Source organism: Acutalibacter sp. LFL-21 (assembly GCF_025630755.1).
Lineage (GTDB): Bacteria > Bacillota > Clostridia > Oscillospirales > Acutalibacteraceae > Acutalibacter > Acutalibacter stercoravium.
The window spans coordinates 486,799-513,429 of the sequence record NZ_JAOTNT010000001.1 but is presented as its reverse complement, the minus strand read 5'-3'; the positions used below and the strand labels follow the sequence as shown (position 1 = coordinate 513,429).

Here is a 26,631-nt window from a genome sequence, read left to right as displayed (position 1 = left end):
CCACACCTCGCAAACTTTTGAAAAAGTTTGATCAAAACTTTTACTCGCCTCCGGCGCTACGTCTCCGCCCTTGCCGCAGGCAGAAAGGCGGCTTGTCCCGCGCGGTCGCGCGCCTATTTGCCCACACAAAATTCCTCAAACACCCGGTCCACGATCTCCTCGCTGACCTGCTCCCCTGTCAGGGCGGAGAGGGCATGGAGGGCGCCCTCCACACAGACGGTGACAGCGTCCAAGGTCAGCCCCAGGGCCAGGGCCTGCTCCCCCTCCCGCAGGCTGTCCAGGGCGGCCTGGGCGTCCCCCCTCTGGCGCTGGGTGAACAGCACCCCTTCCTCTGGGTGAAACTCTTTTGTGTCCAATATTTCGGACAGTGCTTCTTCCAGGTCCTCCAGCCCCTCCCCGCTGGCGGCAGAGAGGGCCACGGTCTTCTCAAAGTGAGAGCGCACCGCCTCCCCGTCGATGGCGGTGGGCAGGTCCGTCTTGTTGATGATGGCGATGGAGGGCACGTTTTGCAGCGCCTCCATCAACTCCCAGTCCTCTTTCTCCAGCGCCTGGGAGGAGTCGAACACTGCCAGCACCAGCTGGGCGGTCTCCAAGCGTTTTTTCGCCGCCTGCACGCCAATGCTCTCCACCGGGTCGTCCGTGTCCCGCAGGCCCGCCGTGTCCGCCAGCCGCAGGGGCACCCCGGCCAGCAGGACCGTTTCCTCTACCACATCCCGGGTGGTGCCCGCGTACTGGGTGACGATGGACCGCTCGCAGCCAGAGAGCAGGTTCATCAGGGTGGACTTCCCCGCGTTGGGACGCCCGGCGATAACGGTCTCCAGTCCCTCCCGGTAAGCCCGGCCCCGCTCGAACCCCGCCAGCAGGGAGGAGAGCTCCTCCTCCCCCCGCCGGATGGCGGCCAGCAGCTCCTGTTCCTCCACCTCGGGCACGTCCTCCTCGGGAAAATCCGCCCAGGCCGCCAGGTGGCTGGCCTGTTCCAGCAGCTCCCTCCTGATGGCGGCAATCCGCCGGGAGAGCACGCCGGTGCTGCCCGCCTCCGCGGCCCTGCGGGCCTGCTCCCCGCTGGCGCCGATGAGCCCCATCACCGCCTCTGCCTGGGCCAGATCCAGCTTGCCATTTACAAAGGCCCGGCGGGTGAACTCCCCCGGCCCGGCAGGGGAGGCCCCGGCATCCAGCACGGCCTGGAGCAGCCGCTTGGTCACATAGAGCCCCCCGTGGCAGGAGAGCTCCACCACGTCCTCCCCGGTGTAGCTTTTCGGTGCCCGGAACACCAGGGCCACCACGTCGTCCAGCCGCTCCCCGGCGGCGTCGAAGGCGGCCCCCAGCTGGGCGGTGTAACCCTTCATCTGGGAGATGGCCTTCCCGCTGACGCCCCGGAACACCTTCTCCCCAATGGAGAACGCCTCCCGTCCGGAGAGGCGCACAATGCCAATCCCCCCCGGCGCCGGGGCGGTGGAGATGGCCGCAATGGTCTTTTCCATGAGAGAGCCTCCCTTTTTCCACAATTTCACAGGAAAATACGCAAAAAAGGGGCCGCCGCAGGGCCGCCCCAAAGCTGCTTATTTCTTTTCAATCCGCCCATAGATGGGGGTGTTGGGGTCATCCGCCTTGGGCCCCTCTGCCCGGGGAGCCGGATTCGGACGGCTCCGGTCACTGCGGGGACGGCGGTTCCGGTCGTTATATCCGCCGCGGCCACCGCGGCCACGGTCATTGCGGCCGCCGCGCCGGTCGTTGCGCCGCTGGGGCCGCTCTCCCCCCTCAGGCCCGATGACCACATGGCGGGCCTGGTCCACGCCCTCGCTCCAGCTCTTGGCGCCGGGCACGGTCTGCACCGCGGTGTGGATAATGCGCCGCTCGTAGGGGTTCATGGGCTCCAAAGAGGAGTTCCGGCCGGTCTTTACCGCCCGGGCCGCCATCTTCTTTCCCAGGGCCTCCAGGGTTTCCTTCCGCTTCTCCCGGTAGTTGCCCACGTCCAGGGTGATGCGGAAATAAGAGCCCTCCACATGGTTGGCCACCAAAGAGGCCAGGTACTGCAAGGCGTCCAGGGTTTCGCCCCGGTGGCCGATAATAAAGCCGATGTCCTCGCCAGAGAGGGTCAGGGCGGCGCCGGCCTCTTCCCGGCGAATCTCAACCCCGGCCTCTGGCAGGCCCATCTCCTTAAGCACGCTCTTCAAGTAACCGGCAGCCTCTTGGGCAGGGTCCCGCTCCTCTACAGGGTCGGGCTCTTCAATATAGGCCCGCACCTTGGCGGGGGCGCCTCCAAACAGGCCAAACGTCTTCTTTTGGGGCATCTCCAAAATCTCAAATTCCGCGTCCGTGGTGTCTACGCCCAGCTCCCGGCAGGCGTTGGCAAACGCAATCTCCACGGTCTCGCCCTTGGCAATGGCTTCTTTGATCATGACGTTTTCCTCCCTTTCGGTTCACTTTTTCGTGCCCATATAGGTACTGGAGTTTCCAGAGCCGCCCGAGCCGCCCTTCTTTTTCTTGGCGCCCTGCTTTTTGCCGCCGCCCTTTTCCTGCTTTGCCTGCTGGGGCGCGGCCGCCAGCCTTTCCGCAATTTCCTTTTGGGCCGCGGCGGGCAGCGGGCGCACATTGGCCTCTGCCAGCTCCAGGGTGACGGCCCGCTGGGCCTCTGCCATGGCAGTCATGTGGTTTACGCTGAAATATTTATTGGTGACAAGGCTTTGAATGAAACTGGTCACCGAGGAGATGATCCAGTACAGGCCCACGGCGCTGGGCATAATGAACGCCCAGTAAACGCTGATAAGGGGGAAGACATACATCATCGCCTTCATACAGCCGGGCTGGGTCTGGCCGGTGGTCTGCTTTTGCGAATGGGACATATAGAACTGGAAGCCAAAGCTCGTCACCAGGGACAGCACCGGGATCACCCACAAGAAGGAGAAAAAGCCCGCGCCCTGGGGCGTTGCCAGCAGGTCCAAACCCAAAAAGTGGAAGCCCTGGGTGAAGGAGTCGATCTTGTCCAGGTCCGACTGGGTGAACATGGTCAAATACTCTTTCAGGGCGTCAAAGTTGCGGATGATATCCATTTCGGCATAAATGCCGCCGGTGGTGGAAGAGGCCACCATGCCCGGAATGCGCCCGATGAAATCCGTGGCCTGGCTGATGCGGTCCGAGGCAATGTGCAGGGTGTTGGAAAGGGGCATGATAACCGAGTAATAGATACCCAGCATAATGGGCAGGGGCAGCAGGGTGGTCAGGCACCCAGAGCTGGGGTTCACGCCCTCCTTCTCATAGAGCTTCATCAGCTCTTCGTTGTACTTCTGCTTGTTGTTTCCATATTTGGCCTGCAGCTCTTTCTGCTTGGCAGAGAGCTTTGTCTGAGAGGCCATGCTCCGCTGGGACTTGATGGAGAAGGGGAACAGCACCAGCTTTACGATAATTGTAAAGAAAATGATGGCCACGCCGTAGTTGTGGAAGATGTTGTAAAGAAACCACAGCAGATAACCCAGGATACTTCCAAAGAAACTGAAAATTTGCACCATGGCGAATGTTACGCTCCTCTTTTGCCGAAATCATTCTTCTTGTCTTTTTTCTCGGGCACCGGGTCGTAACCGCCCCGGCTCCAGGGGTTGCAGCGCAGAATGCGCCACAGGGTCAACAGCCCACCCTTTAGGGCCCCAAACCGCTCGATGGCCTCTAGGCCATATTGAGAGCAGGTGGGGATATACTTGCACATGGCCGGGGTGCGTGGGGAAATGGCGCTGCGGTAAAACCGGATCAGCCACAAAAGCAGGCGCTTCATCTTTCGCGCTCCCCTTCGCCGCCCGCCGCGGGCAAAAGCAGCCCCGCGCCGGAAAGCTGCCGCTCCATGTGGCGGCGCACCTCGGTGCTTTTCACATGGGGGGTTTTCCCCCGGGCCACAAACACCAGGTCCACCCCGGGGCGCACCTGGGGCGCCAGCTGGCGAAAGGCCTCTCGTATCACCCGGCGGGACCGGTTGCGCTGCACCGCGTTGCCAATCTTTTTGCTGGTGGTAATGCCCACCCGCACCAAACCCCGGCGGTTTTTCAGGGAATAGACCACCAGCACCGGGCTGACACTGCTCTTCCCCCGGGTATAAGCCCGCCGGAACTCGTTGTTCCGGCAGAGGGTCTCCCATTGCTCCATACGAAAAAGCCCCTCCCCGCGCATCTCGCGCTCTTTTCCAAACAGGAAAAAAGAGCGCACAACAAAGAAAGGCCACCGCTAAGGTGACCTTTGAAGCGTCATCAGTAGGTCAGACGCGCTCTGCCTTTTGCCCTGCGGCGTGCCAGTACCTTGCGACCGTTCCTGTCAGACATTCTCTTGCGGAACCCGTGCTCCTTCTTCCTGTGGAGCTTCTTAGGCTGATACGTTCTCAGCATTACAAAAACCCTCCTTTCGAGGTTCTTCCCTTGCGAGTCCATATTATACCTTAAATGCGGCACGGCTGTCAACACCATTTTTGCCGGGAGCGGCGCGCCCTTTCGGGATTTTTTTCTTTTTTTTGGAAAATTTTGTCCTAAAACGGGCAATAAATTGATTTTTTAGAGGGTTAAGTGAAGGGGCACCACAAGGTCTTGTGTAAAAAGCCCTCAATTTTACCAGAGGAAAAAGGGAGGAAAAAAATTTGAAAAGCAACGGGGACTATGGTATAATTTCAACTGAGTATCGGCCTTTTCAGGAAGAACCCCATTTTAACTGGGATTGGGAAATACAGCGGGTGAGGCCGCTGAAGTTTACGATGTGTTGGAGGGGAATCGGTTTGGATTCATTCGATCAGGCTTGGGAGCTTATCTGCCAATATTGCAAAACCCATATTTCAGAGGTGGCCTACAACACCTGGCTGGAGCGCCTGAAGCCTGTCTCGCTGGACTTCGAGCGGGGCGTGGCCATTATTGAGGCGCCCAATAAATTCCACATGAGCACGGTGCACTCCTTTTACAGCAAGCTGCTGCAGGACGCTTTCGACAACGTGTTCGGCGGGGGCGTCTCGTTCCAGATCTGCCTGCCCGACGAGGTGCCCCAGCCCGCCCCCCAGCCCGTGCGGGAGGAAGAGGAGGACTACGAGCTGAACTTCGACACCTTCGTGGTGGGACCCTCCAACCGGTTTGCCCACGCGGCCTGCCAGGCGGTGGCGGCCAAGCCGGCGCTGCTGTACAACCCGCTGTTCATCTACGGCAGCTCGGGCCTGGGAAAGACCCACCTGCTCAACGCCGTGGCCAAGGAGTTTCATAAAAACTTCCCGGACCGCACGGTGATCTACGTCAAGAGCGAGGAGTTCACCAACGAGATCATCGCGGCCATTGCCCAGGGCACCACGCCGGCCTTCCGGGAAAAATACCGCAAGGCGGACCTGTTTTTGATGGACGACATCCAGTTTATCGCGGGGAAGAACTCCACCCAGGAGGAATTCTTCCACACCTTCAATACGCTGTACGAGGCAAAAAAGCAGATTGTCCTCACGTCGGACCGTCCCCCCAAGGACATTGCCACCCTGGACGACCGGCTGAAGACCCGCTTTGAGTGGGGCCTGACCGCCGACGTGCAGCCCCCGGATTTTGAGACCCGCATCGCCATCATCTCCCGCAAGGCGGAGAGCATCGGCCTGGACATCCCGGAATCTGTGTGCGAGTACATCGCCAACCGTTTGAAGAGCAACATCCGCCAGCTGGAGGGCGCGGTGAAAAAGCTGCGGGCCTACCACCTGCTGGAGAACAAGCCTGTCAACGTGGCCACCGCCCAGGCGGCCATCAGCGACATCATCAACAACAGCCAGCCCACCCCGGTGACCGTGGACAAGATCATTGAAGAGGTGGCCCGCACCTACGGGGGCATCACCCCAGAGGACATCCGCTCCCAAAAGCGAAACGCCAACATTTCCAAGGCGCGGCAGGTCTCCATGTACATTGTGCGGGAGATCACCCAGATGTCCATGGTGGAAATCGGCCAAACCTTTGGCGGGCGGGACCACTCCACTGTGGTCTACGCGGTGCGCCAGGTGGAGAAGGACCTGAAAAAGGACCCCCACACCAAAGCCATGGTGGACGACATCATCAAAAACATCCGTGACCGGTAAAAACAGGTCACACGGCCTTTCCCGGCCGCGCTATACTATAAAAAGGATAGGGCTGGGAAAGGACTTTTTTACCCTGAAAAGTTTTCCACACTTTCCTTCACATTCCCTCCACAGGAATCCACAGGCTGTGGACAACTTTCAAAGTCCACAGCCCTCTTCACGGAGGTTCCACAGCGGTTTTGGAAAAACTTTTCAGCCTTGGCGCCTAGAAAAATCTGGCGCTCCTCCAATTTTCCACAAATTCACAGCCCCTACTAAGGCTTCTAAATCTAAGATAGAATAAAAGAACAAGAGAAAAAGGCCAGCTTTTCCCCTCAGATCCAGCTGGCCGGAAAGGGGAACCTATGAAATTTACCGTCAATAAAAGCGATATTACCGAAGCTGTCAGCAATATCCAGCGGGCCGTCTCCACAAAAACCTCCATCCCTGCCCTGGAGGGCATTCTCATCGGTGCCAGCGAAGAGGGCCTGGAGCTGTGTGCCTATGACCTGGAGCTGGGCATCACCACCGTGATCCCCGCCTTTGTGGTGGAGCCCGGAAAAGCGGTGCTCAGCGCCAAGCTGTTTTCCGACATTGTCCGGCGTACCCCGGCGGAGACTGTCACCGTCACCGTGGATGAAAAGAACATGGCCACCCTAGAGAGCGGCTACAGCCGGTTCTCCATCATCGGCATCCCCGCGGCGGAGTTCCCCGAGCTGCCAAAGCTGACGGACTCCACCCAGATCTCCCTGCCGGGGAACCTGCTGAAAAGCATGATCCGGCAGACCTTGTTCGCCATTGCGGAGAGCGACGCCAAGCCCATTCACCAGGGCAGCCTGTTCAACATTGAGAAAGGCATGCTGGACGTGGTCAGCGTGGATGGCTACCGGCTGGCTGTGCGCCGGGAGGCCATCGACTTCCCGGAGGACCTGTCCTTTGTGGTGCCCGGCAAGACCTTGGGCGAGCTGTTAAAGCTCATCAAGGACAGCGAGGACCCGGTGGAAATCTCCGCGGGCCGCCGGCACATCCTCTTTAAAATTGACAACTACACCGTGATCTCCAGCCTGCTGGAGGGCGAGTTTCTCAACTATAAGGCGGCCATCCCCCCGGAGAGCCAGACAGAAGTGGTGCTGAAAACCCGGGAGGCCATTGACAGCGTGGAGCGCGTGTCCCTACTGATCACCGACCGGCTGAAGAGCCCCATCCGCTGCCTGTTCGACAACAACGAGGTCAAGCTCAACTGCACCACTTCCATGGGAAGGGCCAGCGACCAGCTGGACGTGGAGATGACCGGCCAAAGCGTAGAGATTGGCTTTAACAACCGCTACCTGCTGGAGGCCTTGCGCAACACCGAGTGCGACGAGGTAAAAGTCCAGCTGGGCGGCCCCCTGAGCCCCATGAAAGTGGTGCCCAAAGAGGGGGACAGCTTCCTGTTCCTGGTGCTGCCCGTGCGCCTGAAGAGCGAGTGACCGGGAGGACCACACCATGGAAACCATTGCAATCCACACAGAAACCATCCGGCTGGACGCCTTTTTAAAACTCACCGGCCTGGTGGACACCGGCGGCCAGGCCAAGCTGCTCATCCAAGAGGGCCGGGTGCTGGTCAACGGGGAGGTCTGCCCCCAGCGGGGGAAGAAGCTGCGCCCCGGCGACACCGTAGCCCTGGGGGAGAGCCGGTTTCAGGTGGCGGCCCAGCAGGGCTGACCTCTGGAAAGGAGCATGCCCCTTGTATGTGACCCGCCTTGGCACCCAAGGCTTTCGGAACTTATGCGACCAGGAGCTTTTCCCCTGCCAGGGCGTAAACGTGATCTACGGCGGAAACGCCCAGGGCAAGACCAACCTGCTGGAGGCATTGTGGCTCTTCACCGGGGGGCACTCCTTCCGGGGGGCCAAGGACGGGGAGCTGCCCCGGCTGGACCCCGCCACCGGGGAGAACGCCCCTGCCGCCGCCCTGGCCCTGGATTTTTTCAGCGAGGGCCGGGACCAAAAGGCCCAGCTGCGCATTGAGAGCGGCCGGCGCGCCTCGGTGATCAACGGGGTAAAGAAAAAGACGGGCTCCGCCCTGGTGGGCAAGGTGTGCGCGGTTATCTTCTCCCCAGAGCACCTGCTGCTGGTGAAGGAGGGGCCCGCCCGCCGCCGGGGGTTTTTAGACGGCGCCCTGTGCCAGATCCGGCCGGGCTATGCCGGAACGCTGCACGTGTACCACCGGGCCCTTTCCCAGCGCAACGCCCTTTTGAAGGACATCGCCCGGTTCCCGGAGCTGCGGGACACCCTGGAGGTGTGGGACGCCCGGCTCATCCAGCTGGGGGCCGCCGTTATGGAGGAGCGCCGCCGGTATGTGGAGAAGATCGCCCCCCGTGCCCAAGAGATTTACCACGGCATTTCCCGGGGAAAGGAAGAGCTCTCCTTGGCGTACGCCCCCTCCCCCCCATTGCCGGAAGGGGCCGCCCCAGCGGAGTGGCAGGCCCTCTTCCGGGAGGAGCTGCGCCGCACAGAGCATTCGGACATCCGCTCTGGCTTTACCAGCGCGGGGCCCCACCGGGACGACCTGGAGATCACTTTGGGTGGGCTTTCCGCCCGGATGTACGGCTCCCAGGGGCAGCAGCGCAGCGCCGTGCTGGCCCTGAAGCTGGCAGAGGCCCAGGCTTTGGCGGAGCTTTCCGGCGAGACGCCCCTGGTGCTTTTGGACGATGTGATGAGTGAACTGGACCAAAGCCGCCAAGACTACCTGTTGAACCACCTTCACGGCCGCCAGGTATTCCTCACCTGCTGCAGCCCAGAGACCGTCCGCCTGCAGGAGACGGGCCTGCGGTTCCGGGTGGAGGCCGGCCAGGTATTCCCCGAACAGGTAGGGGAAGCCTGACCCAACAACGGGCAGCCACCGGCTGCCAAAAGGAGGGGCCGCGCGCCATGTATCTGCATTTGGGGCAGGACACCATTGTGAACCAACGGGACATTGTGGGTGTGTTCGACATGGACAACTCCACCATTTCCCGCCACACCCGTTCGTTTCTCTCCAAAGCCCAAAAGGAGGGCCGGGTGGTAAATGTCTCTATGGAGCTGCCCAAGTCCTTTATCGTCTGTGTCCATAACGGCCGGGAGACCGTCTACATCTCCCAGCTGTCCACGGCCACCCTGCTGCGCCGGGCCTCTGGCAAGCCAGAGGCGGTTTTCAGCGGGCAGTGAGCCCCACCCAACAAACCCAAAGAAAGGCTGGTTTTCTATGCAGTATTTTGGAGTTCCCCGATGCCCCTACTGCAAAAAGCGGGTGAACCTGATCCGCACCTGGTCCTTAAAGCGCCAGGGCGAGTACCGGTGCCCCCGCTGCGGCGGCATCTCCAACATTTTCCTTTCTCCCCTGGTCTATGTGTTCGCCCTGCTGGCCGTGTTCTGCGGCGGCGCGGTGTACTTTTTCCACCGTTTTATCCTGGATGACGTGGATTTGACCACCTGCCTGCAGGTCCTTATCCCCTTTGCGGTCTTTTTCCTGTTGAGCCTTTTCATGGTTTACCTGGCCAAGCCCGTGATTAAAAAGGTGCCCCGGGAGGAAAAAGGCCGGAAAAAGCGCCAGGCTCCCGCCGCCCCGCCGCCGGAGCCCCGGCCCAGCCGTTCCCGCCGCCCCGCCCCCTCGGGAGAGTATGAGAGCCTGCCCCGGGGCCAGCAGGTGGCGGGGCCCCAGCACCAGCCTACCCTTCCCCCCAAGGAGGCTCCCTCGCCCCGGGCAGTGCGGGAGAACGTGCAGCGCACCACTGTGCTGCCCCCCAGCCAGCAGCCGCCCCGCCGCCGGCCGGCCCCTGCCCCCCAAAGCCCCGCGGCCCAGCGCCGCCAGGCCGCCCAGCAGACCGCCCAAGGGGCGGCCCGCCGTTCCGCGCCCCCACAGGGAGAGGCCCCTGTGCGCCAGCGGGTAGCCTCTGCTCCTGAGCAGGAACAGCGGGCCCCGGCCCCCGTGCCGGGAAAGCAGCCCGCGCCCGTTTCCCGGCCTCAGGCCCCCGTACCGGCGGCCCAGCCGCCGCAGCCGGTCCGGCGCCCAGCAGCAGCCGCCCCTGCCCAGGAGGCCCCTGTGCGGGAAGCGCCCCGGCGGGCCCCTGTGCAGGAGCCCCGGAAGGCCTCCCGCGTGGTGGGGGATGTGGAGCTGCCCGTCTCGAACGAGGACTTTTTTGCCAAATATAACGACCCGGCGTACATTGAGCGCCGCTTGAAAGAGCTGCAGGAGCAGCAGGACTCTCAATAAAGGGGAATGCCGCCAGCTTTCCGCCCGGAAGGCCCCAGGGGAACGGGGTTTTCCGGGCGGTTTTTCCCGGCGGGTTTTGCGGGAGTCCATGTTTACAAAAAGGAAAAAATCTGCTATACTAATATAGAGTATTTTCAACGCGTAAGATGCGAAACCGAATTCAGAAAGCCCCATTTCCCGCGGGGGCTGGGTGTTCTGCGCCCTGCCTCGGCGGGAGCCGGCGCGTTCCTTTTAGGAGGGTTCTTGCTTGGATATCAACGAAATGACGGACATGACAAAGGCCGAAAAGGCATATGACGGCGACCAGATCCAAGTCTTGGAGGGCTTGGAGGCGGTGCGCAAGCGGCCCGGCATGTATATCGGCTCCACCGGCCCCCGGGGCCTGCACCACCTGGTGTATGAGATTGTGGACAACGCCATCGACGAGGCCCTGGCGGGCTTCTGCGACAAGATCGACGTGCGCCTGCTGCCGGGGAACGTGGTCTATGTCTCGGACAACGGCCGGGGCATCCCCGTGGGGGTGCAGCACAAGACGGGCCTGCCCGCCGTGACCGTGGTGTTCACCATCCTCCACGCGGGCGGCAAGTTCGGCGGGGGCAGCTACAAGGTTTCGGGCGGCCTGCACGGCGTGGGCGCCTCTGTGGTGAACGCCCTGTCCACCTGGCTGGAGGTGGAGGTGGTCTCTGAGGGCACCCTGTACTTCCAGCGGTTCGAGCGGGGCAAGGCCGTGACAGAGCTGGAAAACCGCGGCCCCGCCCCGGAGGGCCGCACCCGGGGCACCGTGGTGCGCTTCCAGGCGGACCCGGAGATCTTTAAGGAGACCACGGTTTACGAGTATGACGTGCTGCAAAAGCGCCTGCGGGAGCAGGCTTTCCTCAATGCCGGGGTAAACATCCAGCTCACCGACCAGCGCCCCCCGGAGGACCGGCCCGAAAGCGAGCAGGACCGGGAAATCCCCTACGCCAACACCTACTGCTATGAGGGCGGCGTCAGCTCCTTTGTGGAGTACATCAACACCACCAAGTCTGCGGACGTCATCCACCCGGACGTGATCCACTTCGCCGCGGCGGCGGAGGACGGCAACTCCACGGCGGAGATTGCCATGCAGTACACGGACAGTTACCAGGAGCAGATCCTCAGCTTTGCCAACAACATCCACACCACCGACGGCGGCACCCACGAGGACGGCTTTAAGCGCTCCTTAACCCGGGTGATGAACGATTACGCCCGCAAGTACAACATCCTCAAGGAGAACGACAAGAACCTCTCCGGCGAGGACGTGCGGGAGGGCCTGACCTGCATCATCAGCGTGAAGCTGAAGGAGGCCCAGTTCGAGGGCCAGACCAAGGCTAAGCTGGGCAACACGGAGATCAGCTCCCTGGTCAGCTCTCTGGTGTACAAGAATATGATGACCTACCTGGAGGAGAACCCCGCCACCGCCCGCACCATTTTTGACAAGGCGCTGTCCGCCTCCCGCGCGCGGGAAGCCGCCCGGAAAGCCCGGGACCTGGCCCGCCGCAAGAACGCCCTGGAGAGCACCACCCTGCCCGGCAAGCTGGCCGACTGCCAGAGCCGCGACGTGGAGGAGACCGAAATCTACATCGTGGAGGGCGACTCCGCCGGAGGCTCCGCCAAGGGCGGGCGGGACCGGAAGTTCCAGGCCATCCTGCCCCTGTGGGGCAAGATGCTCAACGTGGAGAAGGCACGGCTGGACAAGGTCTACTCCAACGAAAAGCTGATGCCCGTGGTGATGGCCCTGGGCACCGGCATTGGGGAGGACTTTGACCTCTCCAAGCTGCGCTACGGCAAAATCATCATCATGGCCGATGCCGACGTGGACGGCTCCCACATCCGCACCCTGCTTTTAACCTTCTTCTTCCGCTTTATGCGGCCTCTGGTGGAGGAGGGCCATGTGTACCTGGCCCAGCCCCCCCTGTTCCGCATTACCAAGGGCAAGCGCCACTACTACGCCTTCTCTGACCCCCAGCGGGACCAGATTATGGCCGAGCTGGGCAGCGGATATGAGATTCAGCGCTACAAGGGCCTGGGCGAGATGGACAGCGAGCAGCTGTGGGAGACCACCATGAACCCAGAGACCCGCACCATGCGCCGGGTGGAGGTGGAGGACGCCATCGAGGCGGACGAGGTCTTCACCGTGCTGATGGGCGATAAGGTAGAGCCCCGCCGGGACTTCATTATGAAGCGGGCCAAAGAGGCCAATTGGGACGTTTAAGCAAGGCCCCGTTTTTGGGGCGCTTGTTTTCCACATCGTTTAAACCGCTTGTGCAATGTAAGCGATAAAGTTCCAGGCGCGGCCTGGAGAAAGGCAGTAAGTACCCATGGATCAAAATACCCCCCCGATTCAGGAAGAACCTGTGGGAAAGATCATCCCCATCAATCTGACCAAGGAGATGGAGCAGTCCTTTCTGGATTACTCCATGTCCGTCATCGTGCAGCGGGCCCTGCCCGACGTGCGGGACGGCTTAAAGCCGGTGCACCGGCGCATCCTTTACACCATGTATGAGAACACCCTGTGGCCGGAGAAGGCCTACCGCAAGTGCGCCGACACGGTGGGTTCTGTGCTGGGGCGCTACCACCCCCACGGCGACGCTTCTGTTTACGACGCCATGGTGCGCCTGGCCCAGGACTTCTCCATGCGCTATATGCTGGTGGACGGCCACGGCAACTTCGGCTCTATCGACGGCGACCCCCCCGCCGCCTACCGGTACACCGAGGCCCGGATGAACAAGCTCTCTGTGGAGATGCTCAAGGACATCGACAAGGAGACGGTGGATTTTCAGCCGAACTACGATGACCGCCTGAAAGAGCCCACGGTGCTGCCCAGCCACTTCCCCAACATCCTGGTCAACGGCTCCACGGGCATTGCCGTGGGCATGGCCACCAACATCCCGCCCCACAACATGGGAGAGGTCATCGACGGCATGTGCTGCCTCATCGACAACCCAGAGGCCACTCTGGAGGAGCTGATGGAGCACATCAAAGGCCCGGACTTCCCCACCGGGGGCATTGTCATGGGCCGCAGCGGTATCCGGGCCGCCTACGCCACCGGCCGGGGCCGCATCACTGTGCGGGCACGGGCAGAGATCGAGGAGAACGAGCGGACCGGCCGCTCGAAGATCATCGTCACCGAGCTGCCCTACCAGGTGAACAAGGCCCACCTGATCGAGAGCATCGCCGACCTGGTGAAGGACAAGCGCATCGAGGGCATTTCCAACATCGACGACCACTCGGACCGCAACGGTATGCACATCGTCATCGACGTGAAGCGGGACGCCTCCCCCCAGATCGTCTTAAACCACCTGTTCACCTTCACCCAGATGCAGACCACCTTTGGCGTCATCATGCTGGCCATTGTGAACGGGGAGCCCAAGCTTTTAAACCTGCGGCAGATTCTGGAGGAGTACATCAAGTTCCAGATGGAGGTCATCACCCGCCGCACCCAGTTCGACCTGAAAAAGGCCCAGGACCGGGCCCATATCCTGGAGGGCCTGAAAAGGGCCATCGACATTGTGGACGAGATTATCGCCACCATCCGGGCCTGCAAGGGCGGCCGGCCCGAGGCCAAGGCCGCGCTGATGGAGCACTTCGGCTTTGACGACCTGCAGGCCGACGCCATCTGCAAGTTCCAGCTGGGGCAGCTGGCAGGGCTGGAAATTTTGAAGATTGAAAACGAGCTGGCCGAGCTGCACGCCCACATTGCCGACTTCAACGAGATCCTGCAGAGCGAGGGCCGGCGGCTGGCCATCGTCAAGGACGAGGCCCAGGAGATGAAGCGGAAGTTCTCTGACGAGCGCCGCACGGAGATCGCCGCCGTCAGCGGCGAGGTGGACATCGAGGACCTGATCCCCGTGGAGGAGTGCGTCCTCACCATGACCAATTTCGGCTATGTAAAGCGCCAGAAGGCCGACGACTACCACCAGCAGAAGCGGGGCGGCCGGGGCGTAAACGGCATGAACCGCCGGGACGAGGACGTGGCCACCGAGATCTTCGTCACCGGCAGCCACGACTATGTGATGTTCTTCTCCACCCTGGGGCGGGTCTATAAGCTCAAGTGCTATGAAATCCCCGAGGGCTCTCGGAACAGCCGGGGCATGAACATCAAAAACCTGCTGCCCCTGCAGCCCGAGGAGAAGATCAGCTCCATGATCCGGGTGACGGAGTTCGACGAGGACCGCTACCTGGTGATGGTGACGAAAAACGGCGTGATCAAGCGCACCAAGCTCTCCGCCTATAACACGGCCCGGAAGGGCGGCCTTATCGCCATTGACCTGGACGAGGGGGACAGCCTCAGCTGGGTGCGCATCACCAGCGGCAGCGACGACTTGATTGTGGCCACCAAGCGGGGCATGGCCATCCGCTTCCACGAGACGGATATCCGAGAGCTCTCCCGCACCGCCCGGGGCGTCCGGGTGATGAAGCTGGAGGAGGGCGACTGCATTGTGGGCATGTCCATCCTGCGGGAGGGCGGCCTGGTGCTCACCGTGACAGAAACAGGCTTTGGCCGCCTCTCCCCGGCGGAAAACTACCGGGTGCAGAAGCGGGGCGGCAAGGGCCTGCTGAATTACCACACCGAGAAGTTCGGCTTTGTTGCCGCCATCAAGGTGGTGGACATGGACGACGACATCATCCTCATCAGCGAGGACGGGGTCATCATCCGCATTGCCGCAAGCAGCGTGCGGGTGTGCGCCCGTCCCAGCAAGGGCGTGCGGGTGATGAAGGTCCAGGAGGGCAGCCGGGTGGCCACCTTGGCCCGGGTCCCCCACGAGGAGGACGAGGTGGACGACGTGGAGATTGAGGACGACGGCACCGCCGACGAGGGCGAGGACCTGCCCGAAGAGCCCGAGACCTTCTCCCAGGAAGAGGGCGAAGACTCCACAGAAGAGTAAAAGCCTGTGGAAAACGGCAGCAAAAAAGCTCCCCCAGCTGGGGGAGCTTTTTTCATCGGTCCGTGACCGGACGGGACAAGTCGCGAACGCCGCTTTAGGGCGGCGGAGTTTGCGGGAGGCGGCGGACAAGCGGCCCGCGCTTTTCCCGGGGTGGGAAATACAGGGATTTAGCCCTGGGGGCCGCCGTCTGTCTCCGGGAAAGCGGGCAGCTGGCCGGTGGCATCGTAGATGGCCTTGCACAGCTCCTGGCCCCGGGCGCGGTAAAACTCGGCGATGGCCCGGGCGGCCGCCAAGGGGTCATCGCTGTTCTGGGTGCGTAGGGACTGGACGCTGGCCTCCCGGCCCTGCTCCCAGGCCTCCTGCTCCGCCTGCAGGGTGGAGAACCCCTCAGGAGAGAGGTCCTCTTCCGCCTGGGCGTAGGCGGTCTGGATCAGGGTCTCCCAGCGGGCCACCGCGCTGCTGTAGGCCTGCTGGATCAAGACGTTGGAGGAGGCGAAAGAGAGGTCCTCTTCCAGCTGGGCGTCAATGGGGTTGTCCGCAAAGGCGGCTTCAAAGTCCCCCGCGGCCGGGGAGCTCTCCGGCTCTGGCGAAGGCGTGGGCGCCGGGGTGGGTGTGGAAGGTTCCGGAGTGGGAGCTTCTGTGGGCTCCGGCGTAGACGTGGCTTCGTTTTCCACAGAACTTTCGGAAACGGTGGAAGCCTGAGAAGAGCTGGGGGCCTCCTTCCGGGAACAGGCGCTGGCGGCCAGCAGCAGCCCAGCGCACAGGGCCAGGCAGGCAAGGCGGATAAAGGGTTTCATAGGGGTCTCTCCTTTCTGCCACAGGGTTTTCCCGCCGCCGCAGGTGTCACAGAAGGCCCTTGTGCACCAGAGCGGCGGTCTTCAGCACCCCGACCTGGGTTTTGCTGTCGGGGATTTCGTTATTTAACACCATTTCCACGGCTTTGTCAAGGGGCACCCGCAGGGGTTGGAGGAACTCGTCCGGGTCCAGGTCCAGCTGGCCGGTCTCCTGGTCCACCCGGCAGGCCCACAGGCGGATGATCTCCCCGCAGTAGCCGGGGGTGGGGTACAGGTTCCCCAAAAAGACATAGTCCTTGCCGGTGGTGCCGGTTTCCTCCCGCTGTTCCCGCTTCATGGCCTCGAAGGGGTCCTCCCCCTTTTCCAGCTTGCCCGCGGGCAGCTCCATCAGCACCTCCTTGTAGGGGCAGCGGAACTGTTTGACAAACAGCAGCTCGTTTTCCGCCGTCAGCACCGCCACGCTCACCCCGCCGGGGTGGTCCACAATCTCCCGCTTGGCGGTCTGGCCGTTGTCCAGCTCCACGTCGTCCACATGGACCCGGATGAGATGGCCGTCGAATACAGTGGTGTCCTTCAGTGTTTTCTCGTTCATACAGGCAACGACTCCTTTTTTCAGCATTGGCGCGGGCTGGGGGGGTCAGTCCTCCAGGGAGTTGACAACCAGCCCGGTGATGAGCTTGGGGTAAAAATAGGTGGACTTCTGGGGCATCTTCTCCCCGTTTTGGGCCACCTGGCCGATCTCCTCCACCCGGGTGGGGTTCAAAAGGAAGCAGCACTGGCTCTCCCCCTGGTCCACAGAGCGCTGGGCCTCCTCCGCGGAGCGGGTGTAGGTCAGGTTCTTCTGGCTGGCCATGTTCTCCTTGTCAATGCCCAGCAGGCGCTCCAGCACCAGGCTGTGGAGGATGGAAACGTCCAGGGTGCGGTAGGCGGGGCTGGTGCCCGGCAGCAGGGCCTCCATCACCGCCGGGTCCTTCAGGGTGAGCACCGTCCACCCACGGCCGCTGTACAGGGCAAAGGCGTGCTGCCCCTCACGGTAGGCCTCCTCCAGGGCGGCCAGGCTTTCCTGGCGGGTCTTGCAGGGGGCCAGGGAGAAGTCCTCCTGGCAGGCGGAAAGCAGGGCCGCCTCGTCAAAGCCCTCCAGCCCCCGCACCAGCCGGTGGGTGGGGAACACCGTCAGGCCCGGGTCCTCCATGTCCGTCAGGGTCATCAGGATGTACTCGCTGCCGGGCAGGTAAGCCCCCTGCTCCCGCAGGGCGTCCCGGTAGCGCAGGCCGGTCTCATAGCGGTGGTGCCCGTCGGCGATGTACAGCTTGCGCCCGGCAAAGTCCTCCCGCAGGGCCTGGATGGCCACCGGGTCGTTGACCACCCACAGCCGGTGGGTCACCAGGCCGTCGGAGAACTCATACCGGGGCGGGCAGGTGTTTTTCAGGTTTAAGAGGCGCTGGCGGGTGAGGCCCCCCTCGTCGCGGTAGAGGGAGTAGATGGAGCTGAAGTTGCACCGGGTGGCGGAAAGCAGCTGGAACCGGTCCTCTTTGGCCTTGGAGAGGGTCTCCTCGTGGGGGAGCACCACCCCGTTGGCAAAGTCCTCCAGCCGCACCCGGCACACCAGGCCCAGCACGCTGCGGCGGTCCCCCCGGTCCACCTGAGAGAGGAACTCCTCCTCGTAGAGGTACATCCCCTCTTCCAAGTCCAGCTGAAGGACCCCCTCTGAGCGCCAGAGGTTCAGGGTGTGGGCGGCCTCCTGGTAGGGGTTCTTCCCCTCTTGGGGGAGCTCCAGGCGGATGAGGTTGTAGCCGCTGCGGGAGAGCAGCTCCCGGCGCTGGTCCGGGCTGATGATGTCATAGGGCGGGCAGGTGAGGTTTTCAATGGGGCCCGCTTTTTCCAGGTTGTAGCGCAGGGCCCGCAGGGGGCGGATTTCTGCCATAGAGTTCCCTTCCTTTCCAGATCGTTTTCTCTATTTTACGGCATTTGGAATCCCTGCGTCAACCGCGGAACGGAGAAAATGGCCCAGAATGGTCCAAAGCGTCACCCCGGCGTCACGCTGCGTTCACAAAAACGGGCTAAAATTATGAAAAATCACGGCGCCGCGGGGGAAAACTCTTGCAAATCAAGAGATTTTGCGGTACTATGGTAAAGTTAACGGCGTGCCCGCCCTCCCTGCGGGGGAAGGACGTGCCGAAAAGACGGAAACAGGAGGAATCACGGACATGATAGAGGTCAAGAACCTCACCAAGCGCTATGGGCAGAACCTGGCGCTGGATCGCGTGAGCTTTAAGATTGAGGAGGGTACCATCGTAGGGTTCTTAGGGCCCAATGGCGCTGGTAAATCCACCGCAATGAACATCATCACGGGCTACCTCTCCGCCACCTCCGGCGAGGTGACGGTCTCTGGAAAGAACACCCTGGAGGAACCCAACGAGGTCAAGAAGATGATCGGCTACCTGCCGGAGCTGCCGCCCCTGTACATGGATATGACGGTGAAAGAGTACCTGAACTTCATGTATGAGCTGAAGAAAGCCAAGCTCCCCCGGGAGAAGCACCTGAAGGAGATCTGCCAGCTGGTGAAGATCGAAAACGTGTACAACCGGCTCATCGGCAACCTCTCCAAGGGCTATAAGCAGCGCGTGGGCATTGCCCAGGCGCTGATCGGCAACCCCCCGGTGCTCATTCTGGACGAGCCCACCGTGGGCCTGGACCCCAAGCAGATCATCGAGATCCGCACCCTCATCAAAAACCTGGGCCGCAACCACACGGTCATCCTCAGCTCCCACATCCTGCCCGAGGTGCAGGCCGTGTGCGAGCGCATCATTGTCATCAACAACGGCCGTATTGTGGCCGACGGCGCCACTGACACCCTGGCCCACGACCTCTCTCCCGACCACCGGCTGATCCTGCGGGCAGAGGGCCCCGAAAAGGAGATGGTCCACGCCCTGCTGAACGTGCCCGGCGTGGTGGACGCCTACTCTCTGGGCGAAAAGGAGAGCGGCATCTATGAGCTGAGCGTGGAATCCACCCCGGATAAGGACATCCGCCGGGATGTGTTTGCCCTGATGGCCCGTAAGGGCTGGCCCATGCTGGCCCTGCGCAACACCGACCTGACCCTGGAGGACCTGTTCCTGCAGCTGACCAGCACCGACGCCGCCCAGCTCTCTCCGCAGGAGGATGGGGAGCCGGCGGCCCCCCAGCTGGACCCCGACCAGGATCTGGAGCTGGACGGGGACCAGGACCAGGACTTGGCGCCGGAAACGGATGAGGATTCTGAGAAAGGAGGGGAAGCCTGATGAAAGCCATTTTTAAACGGGAGCTGCGCTCTTATTTCAGCTCCCCTGTGGGCTATGTGTTCGTGGCCGTGCTGACGGCCCTGTACGGCTTCTTCTACTATCAAGCCATGTACAGCAGCACCTCCGGGCTTATCCCCGAGGTGTTCGCCTACATGTTCACTTTCAGCATGATGATTATTCCCATCATCACCATGCGCAGCATGACCGACGACCAGAAGAACAAGACCGACCAGGCGCTGCTCACCGCGCCGGTGGGGGTCACCTCCATTGTGCTGGGCAAGTTTTTCGCCTGCTGGTTTGTGTATTTCATCGCCACCACCCTGGGGGGCATTCTGCCGGCCCTGGTGATGGGCACCTTCTCCCAGCCCTCTTGGGGAGAGGTCTTTGGCAATTACCTGGGCGCCCTGCTGTATGGGGCCGCCACCATCGCCATCGGCGTGTTTATCTCCAGCCTGACGGTGAGCCAGATCATTGCCGCCATCGGCACCTTCATTGTCTCGGTATTTTTGATGTACCTGGACATGCTGGCCGCCGCCATCCCCAACGAGATTATCAGCTCCGTAATTACATGGCTTTCCTTTACCAGCCGCTACAATACCTTTACCCAGGGGCTGTTCAGCGTTTCCAGCGTGGTCTTCTTCCTAAGCGTGGCCGCCGTGTTCATCTTTCTCACCGCCCGCAAGGTGGAGAGCCGCCGCTGGAGCTAAAGGAGGGAGAAAACAATGGAAACGAAACAGAATGAGACAAAGCAGGTAGAACAGAAGAAGGGCAAGCCCGCCAAGCGGAAATGGAAGAACCCCTTCATCTCCAACCGGTTTAAGCGGGGCGGCATGTCCACCCTGCTCAGCGTGGTGTTCATCGCCATTGTGGTGGCCGTCAACGTGGGGGTTACCGTCCTGACGGACCGGTTCCCCTCTTTGGATATCGACATGACCGCCCAGGGCCTGAACACCCTTTCCGACCAGGCCATGGAGATTGCGAAAAGCGTGGATAAGGACACCACCATCACCCTGATCGGCACGGAGGAGGGCTATGATTCCAACTCCGTTTACAGCACCTATTCCTCTTACGGCATCGAGTCCAGCCAGGTCTCCAACCTGGCCCGGCGCCTGGCGGAGGCCAACTCCCACATCACCGTGGAGTTTGTGGACCCGGACACCAACCCCCAGTTCATCAGCGACTATGCCGACGACAACCTGACCACCGGCAAGGTGCTGGTGCGCACCGAGGACCGCTACCGGGTGCTCTCCATTTCGGACATGTTCAGCATTGAGCAGGACCAGAGCACCTACGCCACGGCCAGCTACTCCATGGTGGACAGCGCCCTGGCCTCTGCACTGGAGATGGTGAACATGGACGACGTGCCCGTGCTGGCCATTGCCACCGGCCACAACGAGATGCTCTCCAACTCCAACATGGCCAGCTTTGTGGACATGATGGAGAGCCAGAACTTCCAGGTGGTCACCTTCGACATGCTCACCGAGGAGATCCCCGAGGACACCCAGGTGCTGATGATTGCCACCCCCACCACGGACTACTCTGCGGAGGAGATGGACAAGCTGCGCACCTTCCTCAATGACGAAAGCCGGGAAGAGCCGGTTTCCGTGCTGGTTACCTGCTATCCCACCCAGGGGCAGATGCCCAACCTCACCGCCTTTTTGGAGGAGTGGGGCGTCTCTCCCCAGGCCGGCCTGGTGGCCGAGACCGACTCTGGCAACATGGTGGTGTCCGACTCCACCGGCGTGCTGGTAACCCCCACCGACGAGATCTTGGGGGACAACAGCTATGACCGGCTGGTCTCCTATTACAGCGCCCCCCTGGAGGTGCTCTTCGAGGCCAACGCCGACATCTCCACCTATGAGCTGTGGACCACCAGCGACTCTTGCTATGTGATTACAGAGGACACCACCGAAGAGGAGGCCGCCGACCCCGAAACCTCCAGCCATGTGGTGGCCACCCTTTCCAGTAAGCTGGTGGAAGTGAATGATTCCTACGTCAGCCGCAGCGTGATGGTGTTTGGCTCCTCTGTCATCTTTACCGACAGCTTTATGAACACCACTGCCTTCTCCGACGCGGACTATGTGCGCGACCTGCTGCTGTACATCACCGGAACGGACGCCAGCAGCGTGACCACCTCCACCGAGCGGGTGCAGACCAACGTGCTGGATGTGACCGCCAGCCGCGGCACCATCAACACCCTGGGCATTGTGTTCATTGCCGGTATCCCGGTGGTGATCCTGGCGGCGGGGCTTATCATCTTCCTGAAGAGGAGGCACCTGTAAGCCCATGAAGAAGAACCTGCGCATGCTATTGATCATGCTGGCGGTGCTGGTGGTGGTGGTGGGCGGCGCCGCGGCGCTGCTGCTGACCATGCCCGCCCAGGAGGAGGAGACCTCTTCCTCTTCCTCTTCTTCCACCGCCACAGAGACCATTTTGGAAACCGACGCGGAGGAGTTCTCCTCTGTCTCGGTAGAGAACACCGAGGATAGCTTCGTCATTGTCCCCGTGGAAGAGGGGACCACCACTTCCGAAGAGTCTTCCTCTTCGGAGAGCAGCTCTTCCAGCACCACGTTCACGGTGGAGGGCTTGGAGAGCTTTGACATTGCCACCTCTTCCATCACCTCTGGCGTGCAGACCCTGGAGGACCTGCAGGCCACCAAGAACCTGGGTGAACAGGAGAACCTGGAGCAGTTCGGCCTTTCCGGCGAGAGCGCCAGCACCATCACCATCCATTACAAGGACGGCGCCACGCAGGAGATTGTGGTGGGCAACGAGGCCGGCGAGACCACGGGCCGCTATGTGCTGATAGACGGCGTGGTGTACATCTCCTCTTCGGTCTCCAACTACCTGCTGGGCAGCTCCCTGAGCTTTATCAACACCTCTACCCTCTATTCCGTGGCGGACCGCACAGAGGAGACCACCGACAGCGAGGGCTCCAGCTCTACCGCTACCCTGACAGACATCCTGTACAGCGTGGAGCTGGGCGGCACCCACTTGGACGCCCCCATCACCATTGTGTATGACAGCTCGAAAATCAGCAGCTACCTGATCACCTCCCCGGTGTACGCCGAGTCCGGCTCCAACACCTTTACGGAGATGGCCACCGCCCTGAAGACCCTTTCGGCCAACTCTGTGGCGGCGGTGGGCCGCACCCAGGAGGTCTTGGAGGAGTACGGCCTGGCCGAGCCCGAGGCCACCATTGCCTTCAACATGAACGGCGAGGAGCACAGCATGGCGGTCAGCGCCAAGAATGAGGACGGCAACCGCTACCTGATTCTGGATGACATCCAGCTGGTGTATGAAGTCACCGCCGATTCTGTCTCCACCTGGGCGGACTCTGACCTGATGGACATGCGCATGAGCTTTGTCTGGCTGCCCACCATCACCAACGTCAGCCGCCTGACCTTGACGGTGGACGGGGACATGGTGTACGCCTATGACGCCACCCGCACGGTCAACGAGGAGAAGTCCACCGAGGACAACACCTCTTATGACCTGTCCATCCAGAACGCCGCGGGGGAAGAGATCACCTATGAGAACTACCAGAGCTTCTACCAGCAGCTGCTTTCCGTGGCGGTGCTCTCCACCAAGGAGGCCACTTATGACGCGGAAGCCCCGGTGCTGCGGGTGGAGTACCAGTACTTTGACGGCAGCGAACCGGATGTGATTGAGTTCTGCCCCGTGAAGGGCGAGGACGCCCGCTACGCGGCCGTGCTCAACGGCGGCTATAACGGCCTGGTGCGCAAGACAGAGGTGGACGCCCTGATTGAAAAGCTGGCCCCCCTGGACGCCAACGAGGCGCTGGCCGAGGAGCGAGCCCCCTCTTGACAAAGGGCCCCTGGTATGCTTTAATGAGAAAAACAGAAGACGGGAACCGCGCCCCGGCAGCTTAGGCCCGGCGCGGGCGGATATGGTCCCCGCGGCCTCTCCCTGGAAGGGGGCGCGGGGACCTTGTCTTTCCAAAAGCCTTGAAAAGGGGGAAAACGGCATGTTCAGACGAATTGGCAGCGCCCTGCTGTGCCTGGCACTGGCGGCGCTTCCGCTGGCGGGCTGCTCTACCGAGGAGGAGCCCTCTTCCCTGCCCTCCAGCAGCTTGGTGGAAAGCTCTCAGGTGCAGGAGGAAACCTATACCATCGGCCTGGTGCAGTATAATGAGACTGCTGCCTTGGACCGCCTGCGGGAGGCCTTTATGGGCCGCCTGGAGGAGTGGGGCTGCGGCGAGGAAATGGTGAAGATCGACTATCAAAACGCCGGGGGCGAAGCCTCAAAGGCGGTGGAGATCTGCGACGGCTTTGTGGAGGACGGCGTGGACATGCTGGTGGCCATTGCCACCCCGGCGGCCCAGGCGGCCATCTCCGCTGCCGCGGACAGCGATGTGACGGTGGTGTTCGCCGGTGTCAGCGATGTGGAAACCCTGGGCTTGGAGGAGGGCGCCGCTCCCTCTGAGAAAATTACGGGGGCGGTCTCTCCCACACCGGTGGAGAGCCTGATCGACCTGGCCCTCCAGGCCGACCCGGACATGGTCTCCCTGGGCCTGCTGTACGACCCGGCAGAGGCCAATTCCCTGGCGGATGTGGAGCGGGCCAAGGCCTACTGCGCCGAGAAGGGACTGACCGCGGTGGAAGCTGCCGTGGAAGGGGACCAGACCGCGGAAAGCGTGATGGCCTCTCTGGCGGGCAAGGTGGACGCGGTGTTCACCCCGGCGGACAGCACGGTGGCCTCTCAGGCAGAGGCCGTGGCACAGGCCGCTAAAACGGCGGGCTTGCCCTGGTACACCGGGGCCGACACCTTTGTGGAGTCCGGCGCCCTGGCGGCCATGGGATTTACCCAGCAGGAAATGGGCCAAAAGGCCGCCGATATGGCCGTGGAGCTGATTTTGGGCGGGGACATTGCCGATGTGCCGGTGTACACGTTCTCCGGCCCCCAGACCTTTGTGAACCAGACCACCCTCTCCGCCCTGGAAAGCCTCTCCTTCCCGGAAGAGACGCTGCAGGCCGCTTATATCTACCAATAAGCCTCCCTTGCATGGAGGAAGGACCGCCCAGCCGGGCGGTCCTTTTTTGTGCCTGCTGTGTCCCGCCCTCTCCCCTGCCCCGCGGCCTGGCTGCCCCTTTCCTGTTTCCTGTACCCACCTTGGCGGGCCGCAAAAGGGCGGCTCGCCTCGGGTGCTGTCTGGCAGTGGCAGACGCCCAGCACCGACCGAAGTGGCAACGTAGACCGGTCCCGTCCGGCCACGGATTTAAAAAAACGGTTTCCCACCCTGGGAAAAGCGCGGGCCGCTAAATCGGCCGTTTCCGCGAGACTCCGGCGCCTTTAAGCGCCGGTCTCGGCTGCCGCCTCGGTCGGTCCTGAACGGTGCCCACTGGGCACCAGGACCGTGACTCGTCCCGTCCGGCCACGGACTTGAAAAAACCGTTTCCCACCCTGGGAAAAGCGCGGGCCGCTAAATCGGCCGTTTCCGCGAGACTCCGGCGCCCTAAAGCGCCGGTCTCGGCTGCCGCCTCGGGTGCTGTCTGCCAGTGGCAGACGCCCAGCACCGACCGAAGTGGCAACGTAGACCGGTCCTGAACGGTGCCCACTGGGCACCAGGACCGCGGCTTGAGAGCCCAGGCACTGGACCGGCCACGGACCAAAAACCGCCGTTTTCCCACCCAACCCAAGCGCGGGCTTATAATCTAGCATCCTCAACAAGCCCCGCCGCCCTAAAGCGGCGTTCGCGACTTGAGAGCCCAGGCACTGGGCCGGCCACGGACTTGAAAAAAAGTTGAACGGGAAGGGGCGGTTTGACAGGGAAGGCGTTCCCACTCTATCCTAAAGAAAATCTTGTAAAAGCGGCGGGAAAGCAGCCGCGGGAAGGAGTATGGAATGGCGTATTTGCAGGCTCGGAGAAACCAAGAAGGAGCGGTGGTGTCTTACAGCATCCGCGTGTACAAGGGGCGGGACCCCCGCACCGGCAAACAGCTTACCCCCTACACCATGACCTGGCATGTGCCCGAGGGCTGGAGCGAGAAGCGGGCCCGAAAGGAGGCGGAAAAGCAGGCGGCCGTGTTTGAGCGCCAGTGCCGGGAGGGATACCTGACAGACGGAAGGCAGACCTTTGCCCAGTACGCCGAATATGTGATGGAGCTGAAAGAGCGCACGGGCCTGAAACACCTGACACTGGTCCACTACCGGCAGAGCTTGAAGCGGGTGCTGCCCTTTTTGGGGCATTTGCGGCTGGGGGAGATCCGCCCCCAGCACTTGAACTATGTGTACCAGCAGCTCTCCCTGCCGGAGGCCCGGGAGGACAACGAAAAGGCGGCGGCCCGCCCGGCCCTTTGGCAGGTGGTGGAGGCCCGGGGGGAATCGGCCTGCGTGACGGGCAGCGACGGAAAGCGGGTCAGCCTGGAGCGCCTGCGCCAGGGAGAAGCCGTAAAGCCCGCCACTGCCCGGCGCATCGCCCAGGCGCTGGAGCTGCCCTATTCCCTGCTGTTTTCCACCCAGCGGGAGGAGAAATGCCTGAGCAGCCGCACCATTATGAACTGCCACCTGGTCATTTCCATCGTGCTGGGGCAGGCGGAAAAGGAGATGCGCATTCCCTTAAACCCGGCCCACCGGGCCTCTCCCCCCAAGCGGGAGGCCCACGACCCCAACTATTTCCAAATGGAAGAGGTGGGAAAGATCCTGCGGGCTTTGGAGGCCGAGCCCATCAAGTGGAGGGCAGCGGTGCACCTGCTGCTGGTCTCCGGCTGCCGGCGGGGGGAGCTTTTGGGCCTGAAATGGGATCATGTGGACTGGGAAAATGGGCAGATCCACATTGACTGCACCCTGCTTTACGCCGGGGACCGGGGCGTGTATGAGGGCAGCCCCAAGACCCGGGACTCGGTGCGGATGATCAAGCTGCCAGAGGAGACCATGGCCCTTTTGACGGAGTACCGCCAGTGGCAGCAGGCCCTGAAGGAAGAGCTGGGCGAGAGGTGGGAGGAATCGCCCTATGTGTTCCCCGGGGAGCGGGGCGGGCGGATGAATCCCAGCCAGCTGGGGAACTGGCTGGTGCGGTTCCAGAAACGGCACGGCCTGCCCCACTTGAACCCCCATGCCTTCCGCCACACCATGACCAGCATGCTGTTCTTCCATGGGGTGGACAGCGTCAGCATAAGCCACCGGCTGGGCCACAGCAGCGTTTCCACCACCACCAGCATCTACAGCCATGTGATGCAGCAGGCGGAGAGCCGCATCAGCGACTGCATGGCGGACGTGCTGCTCACCACCCGGGAACAGGCCCAGGCCCCCGCCCCGGCGGACGGCGCCTCCCCCAAGAAAAAAGGGGAAAGTTGAACATTTGTTGAAGAGCATCCCCTCTCCCCCACCCGGCCGCGCTTCTGGGGCCGCAGTTTTC

General features: G+C 62.2%; 23 protein-coding genes. 14 read left to right on the top strand and 9 right to left on the bottom strand.

From position 1 onward, the window contains the following. Window positions 1-113: 113 nt before the first annotated feature. The 6 genes from mnmE to rpmH form a co-directional block, all read right to left on the bottom strand. The gene (gene mnmE / locus ODJ80_RS02220; RefSeq protein WP_263040715.1) at window positions 114-1,481 is read right to left on the bottom strand and encodes a tRNA uridine-5-carboxymethylaminomethyl(34) synthesis GTPase MnmE; all 1,368 of its coding nucleotides are present in this window, start codon (window positions 1,479-1,481) and stop codon (window positions 114-116) included. Window positions 1,482-1,559: 78 nt separating this feature from the next. After that, window positions 1,560-2,399 carry an RNA-binding cell elongation regulator Jag/EloR gene (gene jag, locus ODJ80_RS02215; protein WP_263040714.1) on the bottom strand — a complete coding sequence of 280 codons (840 nt, stop codon included), beginning with the start codon at window positions 2,397-2,399 and terminating at the stop codon, window positions 1,560-1,562. Between the two features lie 21 nt (window positions 2,400-2,420). Then, window positions 2,421-3,506 carry a YidC/Oxa1 family membrane protein insertase gene (locus tag ODJ80_RS02210; protein ID WP_263040713.1) on the bottom strand — a complete coding sequence of 362 codons (1,086 nt, stop codon included), beginning with the start codon at window positions 3,504-3,506 and terminating at the stop codon, window positions 2,421-2,423. Window positions 3,507-3,514: 8 nt separating this feature from the next. Next, complete coding sequence (gene yidD, locus ODJ80_RS02205; RefSeq protein WP_178864282.1) at window positions 3,515-3,766, bottom strand: membrane protein insertion efficiency factor YidD; 252 nt, start codon at window positions 3,764-3,766, stop codon at window positions 3,515-3,517. Then, entirely contained in the window at window positions 3,763-4,131 is a 369-nt protein-coding gene (gene rnpA, locus ODJ80_RS02200; RefSeq protein ID WP_178864281.1) for a ribonuclease P protein component, read from the bottom strand. Before rnpA ends, yidD begins: the two co-directional genes overlap by 4 nt. Window positions 4,132-4,232: 101 nt before the next feature. Continuing rightward, entirely contained in the window at window positions 4,233-4,367 is a 135-nt protein-coding gene (rpmH, locus tag ODJ80_RS02195; RefSeq protein WP_022336127.1) for a 50S ribosomal protein L34, read from the bottom strand. A 380-nt stretch (window positions 4,368-4,747) separates the two neighbouring features. Here rpmH and dnaA point away from each other — a divergent pair, with 380 nt between their 5' ends. The 8 genes from dnaA to gyrA all read left to right on the top strand — a co-directional run bounded on the left by dnaA (window position 4,748) and on the right by gyrA (window position 15,178). Beyond that, on the top strand, window positions 4,748-6,061 hold the full coding sequence (gene dnaA, locus ODJ80_RS02190) for a chromosomal replication initiator protein DnaA (RefSeq protein ID WP_263040712.1): 1,314 nt from the start codon (window positions 4,748-4,750) through the stop codon (window positions 6,059-6,061). A 344-nt stretch (window positions 6,062-6,405) separates the two neighbouring features. Next, window positions 6,406-7,509, top strand: coding sequence for a DNA polymerase III subunit beta (gene dnaN / locus ODJ80_RS02185; protein WP_178864279.1), 1,104 nt, complete (start codon window positions 6,406-6,408; stop codon window positions 7,507-7,509). 16 nt (window positions 7,510-7,525) lie between these two features. After that, the gene (locus ODJ80_RS02180; protein WP_178864278.1) at window positions 7,526-7,744 is read left to right on the top strand and encodes an RNA-binding S4 domain-containing protein; all 219 of its coding nucleotides are present in this window, start codon (window positions 7,526-7,528) and stop codon (window positions 7,742-7,744) included. A 28-nt stretch (window positions 7,745-7,772) separates the two neighbouring features. After that, the gene (gene recF / locus ODJ80_RS02175; RefSeq protein WP_263040743.1) at window positions 7,773-8,903 is read left to right on the top strand and encodes a DNA replication/repair protein RecF; all 1,131 of its coding nucleotides are present in this window, start codon (window positions 7,773-7,775) and stop codon (window positions 8,901-8,903) included. 47 nt (window positions 8,904-8,950) lie between these two features. Then, window positions 8,951-9,226 (top strand): extracellular matrix regulator RemB, encoded by a 276-nt coding sequence (remB, locus tag ODJ80_RS02170; protein ID WP_178864276.1) that lies wholly within the window; start codon window positions 8,951-8,953, stop codon window positions 9,224-9,226. Between the two features lie 37 nt (window positions 9,227-9,263). Continuing rightward, complete coding sequence (locus tag ODJ80_RS02165; RefSeq protein ID WP_263040711.1) at window positions 9,264-10,271, top strand: hypothetical protein; 1,008 nt, start codon at window positions 9,264-9,266, stop codon at window positions 10,269-10,271. Window positions 10,272-10,533: 262 nt separating this feature from the next. Further along, entirely contained in the window at window positions 10,534-12,504 is a 1,971-nt protein-coding gene (gene gyrB, locus ODJ80_RS02160; RefSeq protein ID WP_317619851.1) for a DNA topoisomerase (ATP-hydrolyzing) subunit B, read from the top strand. A gap of 106 nt (window positions 12,505-12,610) precedes the next feature. Next, window positions 12,611-15,178 carry a DNA gyrase subunit A gene (gyrA, locus tag ODJ80_RS02155; RefSeq protein ID WP_263040710.1) on the top strand — a complete coding sequence of 856 codons (2,568 nt, stop codon included), beginning with the start codon at window positions 12,611-12,613 and terminating at the stop codon, window positions 15,176-15,178. A gap of 167 nt (window positions 15,179-15,345) precedes the next feature. Here gyrA and ODJ80_RS02150 read toward each other — a convergent pair whose 3' ends face one another. From ODJ80_RS02150 to ODJ80_RS02140, 3 genes are read right to left on the bottom strand one after another with little or no spacing between them, the layout of a single operon-like run. Next, window positions 15,346-15,975, bottom strand: a complete 630-nt coding sequence (locus ODJ80_RS02150; RefSeq protein WP_263040709.1) for a lysozyme inhibitor LprI family protein — start codon at window positions 15,973-15,975, stop codon at window positions 15,346-15,348. A 46-nt stretch (window positions 15,976-16,021) separates the two neighbouring features. Beyond that, a complete protein-coding gene (locus tag ODJ80_RS02145; RefSeq protein WP_263040708.1) occupies window positions 16,022-16,564 on the bottom strand; it encodes an NUDIX hydrolase in 543 nt (180 codons plus the stop codon). A gap of 45 nt (window positions 16,565-16,609) precedes the next feature. Then, entirely contained in the window at window positions 16,610-17,896 is a 1,287-nt protein-coding gene (locus ODJ80_RS02140) for a DUF1015 domain-containing protein (RefSeq protein WP_263040707.1), read from the bottom strand. A 283-nt stretch (window positions 17,897-18,179) separates the two neighbouring features. On the opposite strand from ODJ80_RS02140, the gene ODJ80_RS02135 reads away from it, so the two are divergent. The 6 genes from ODJ80_RS02135 to ODJ80_RS02110 all read left to right on the top strand — a co-directional run bounded on the left by ODJ80_RS02135 (window position 18,180) and on the right by ODJ80_RS02110 (window position 26,570). Further along, complete coding sequence (locus ODJ80_RS02135) at window positions 18,180-19,253, top strand: ABC transporter ATP-binding protein (RefSeq protein ID WP_263040706.1); 1,074 nt, start codon at window positions 18,180-18,182, stop codon at window positions 19,251-19,253. Then, a complete protein-coding gene (locus ODJ80_RS02130; protein WP_263040705.1) occupies window positions 19,253-19,960 on the top strand; it encodes an ABC transporter permease in 708 nt (235 codons plus the stop codon). Before ODJ80_RS02135 ends, ODJ80_RS02130 begins: the two co-directional genes overlap by 1 nt. 15 nt (window positions 19,961-19,975) lie before the next feature. Further along, window positions 19,976-21,535, top strand: a complete 1,560-nt coding sequence (locus ODJ80_RS02125; RefSeq protein WP_263040704.1) for a GldG family protein — start codon at window positions 19,976-19,978, stop codon at window positions 21,533-21,535. Between the two features lie 4 nt (window positions 21,536-21,539). Next, on the top strand, window positions 21,540-23,081 hold the full coding sequence (locus ODJ80_RS02120; protein ID WP_263040703.1) for a DUF4340 domain-containing protein: 1,542 nt from the start codon (window positions 21,540-21,542) through the stop codon (window positions 23,079-23,081). Between the two features lie 160 nt (window positions 23,082-23,241). After that, window positions 23,242-24,267, top strand: a complete 1,026-nt coding sequence (locus ODJ80_RS02115; protein WP_263040702.1) for an ABC transporter substrate-binding protein — start codon at window positions 23,242-23,244, stop codon at window positions 24,265-24,267. Window positions 24,268-25,118: 851 nt separating this feature from the next. Then, window positions 25,119-26,570, top strand: coding sequence for a site-specific integrase (locus ODJ80_RS02110; protein ID WP_263040701.1), 1,452 nt, complete (start codon window positions 25,119-25,121; stop codon window positions 26,568-26,570). Window positions 26,571-26,631 lie beyond the last annotated feature (61 nt).

What these genes read in the sequence shown, in the direction of transcription:
- ODJ80_RS02150 (WP_263040709.1), bottom strand. Translation starts at nt 15,975, where the DNA reads ATGAAACCCTTTATCCGCCTTGCCTGCCTGGCCCTGTGCGCTGGGCTG.
- ODJ80_RS02165 (WP_263040711.1), top strand. Translation starts at nt 9,264, where the DNA reads ATGCAGTATTTTGGAGTTCCCCGATGCCCCTACTGCAAAAAGCGGGTG.
- ODJ80_RS02145 (WP_263040708.1), bottom strand. Translation starts at nt 16,564, where the DNA reads ATGAACGAGAAAACACTGAAGGACACCACTGTATTCGACGGCCATCTC.
- ODJ80_RS02180 (WP_178864278.1), top strand. Translation starts at nt 7,526, where the DNA reads ATGGAAACCATTGCAATCCACACAGAAACCATCCGGCTGGACGCCTTT.
- ODJ80_RS02125 (WP_263040704.1), top strand. Translation starts at nt 19,976, where the DNA reads ATGGAAACGAAACAGAATGAGACAAAGCAGGTAGAACAGAAGAAGGGC.
- gyrA (WP_263040710.1), top strand. Translation starts at nt 12,611, where the DNA reads ATGGATCAAAATACCCCCCCGATTCAGGAAGAACCTGTGGGAAAGATC.
- yidD (WP_178864282.1), bottom strand. Translation starts at nt 3,766, where the DNA reads ATGAAGCGCCTGCTTTTGTGGCTGATCCGGTTTTACCGCAGCGCCATT.
- ODJ80_RS02115 (WP_263040702.1), top strand. Translation starts at nt 23,242, where the DNA reads ATGTTCAGACGAATTGGCAGCGCCCTGCTGTGCCTGGCACTGGCGGCG.
- ODJ80_RS02130 (WP_263040705.1), top strand. Translation starts at nt 19,253, where the DNA reads ATGAAAGCCATTTTTAAACGGGAGCTGCGCTCTTATTTCAGCTCCCCT.
- remB (WP_178864276.1), top strand. Translation starts at nt 8,951, where the DNA reads ATGTATCTGCATTTGGGGCAGGACACCATTGTGAACCAACGGGACATT.
- ODJ80_RS02120 (WP_263040703.1), top strand. Translation starts at nt 21,540, where the DNA reads ATGAAGAAGAACCTGCGCATGCTATTGATCATGCTGGCGGTGCTGGTG.
- dnaN (WP_178864279.1), top strand. Translation starts at nt 6,406, where the DNA reads ATGAAATTTACCGTCAATAAAAGCGATATTACCGAAGCTGTCAGCAAT.
- ODJ80_RS02110 (WP_263040701.1), top strand. Translation starts at nt 25,119, where the DNA reads ATGGCGTATTTGCAGGCTCGGAGAAACCAAGAAGGAGCGGTGGTGTCT.
- jag (WP_263040714.1), bottom strand. Translation starts at nt 2,399, where the DNA reads ATGATCAAAGAAGCCATTGCCAAGGGCGAGACCGTGGAGATTGCGTTT.
- ODJ80_RS02140 (WP_263040707.1), bottom strand. Translation starts at nt 17,896, where the DNA reads ATGGCAGAAATCCGCCCCCTGCGGGCCCTGCGCTACAACCTGGAAAAA.
- ODJ80_RS02135 (WP_263040706.1), top strand. Translation starts at nt 18,180, where the DNA reads ATGATAGAGGTCAAGAACCTCACCAAGCGCTATGGGCAGAACCTGGCG.
- ODJ80_RS02210 (WP_263040713.1), bottom strand. Translation starts at nt 3,506, where the DNA reads ATGGTGCAAATTTTCAGTTTCTTTGGAAGTATCCTGGGTTATCTGCTG.
- gyrB (WP_317619851.1), top strand. Translation starts at nt 10,534, where the DNA reads ATGACGGACATGACAAAGGCCGAAAAGGCATATGACGGCGACCAGATC.
- rnpA (WP_178864281.1), bottom strand. Translation starts at nt 4,131, where the DNA reads ATGGAGCAATGGGAGACCCTCTGCCGGAACAACGAGTTCCGGCGGGCT.
- rpmH (WP_022336127.1), bottom strand. Translation starts at nt 4,367, where the DNA reads ATGCTGAGAACGTATCAGCCTAAGAAGCTCCACAGGAAGAAGGAGCAC.
- mnmE (WP_263040715.1), bottom strand. Translation starts at nt 1,481, where the DNA reads ATGGAAAAGACCATTGCGGCCATCTCCACCGCCCCGGCGCCGGGGGGG.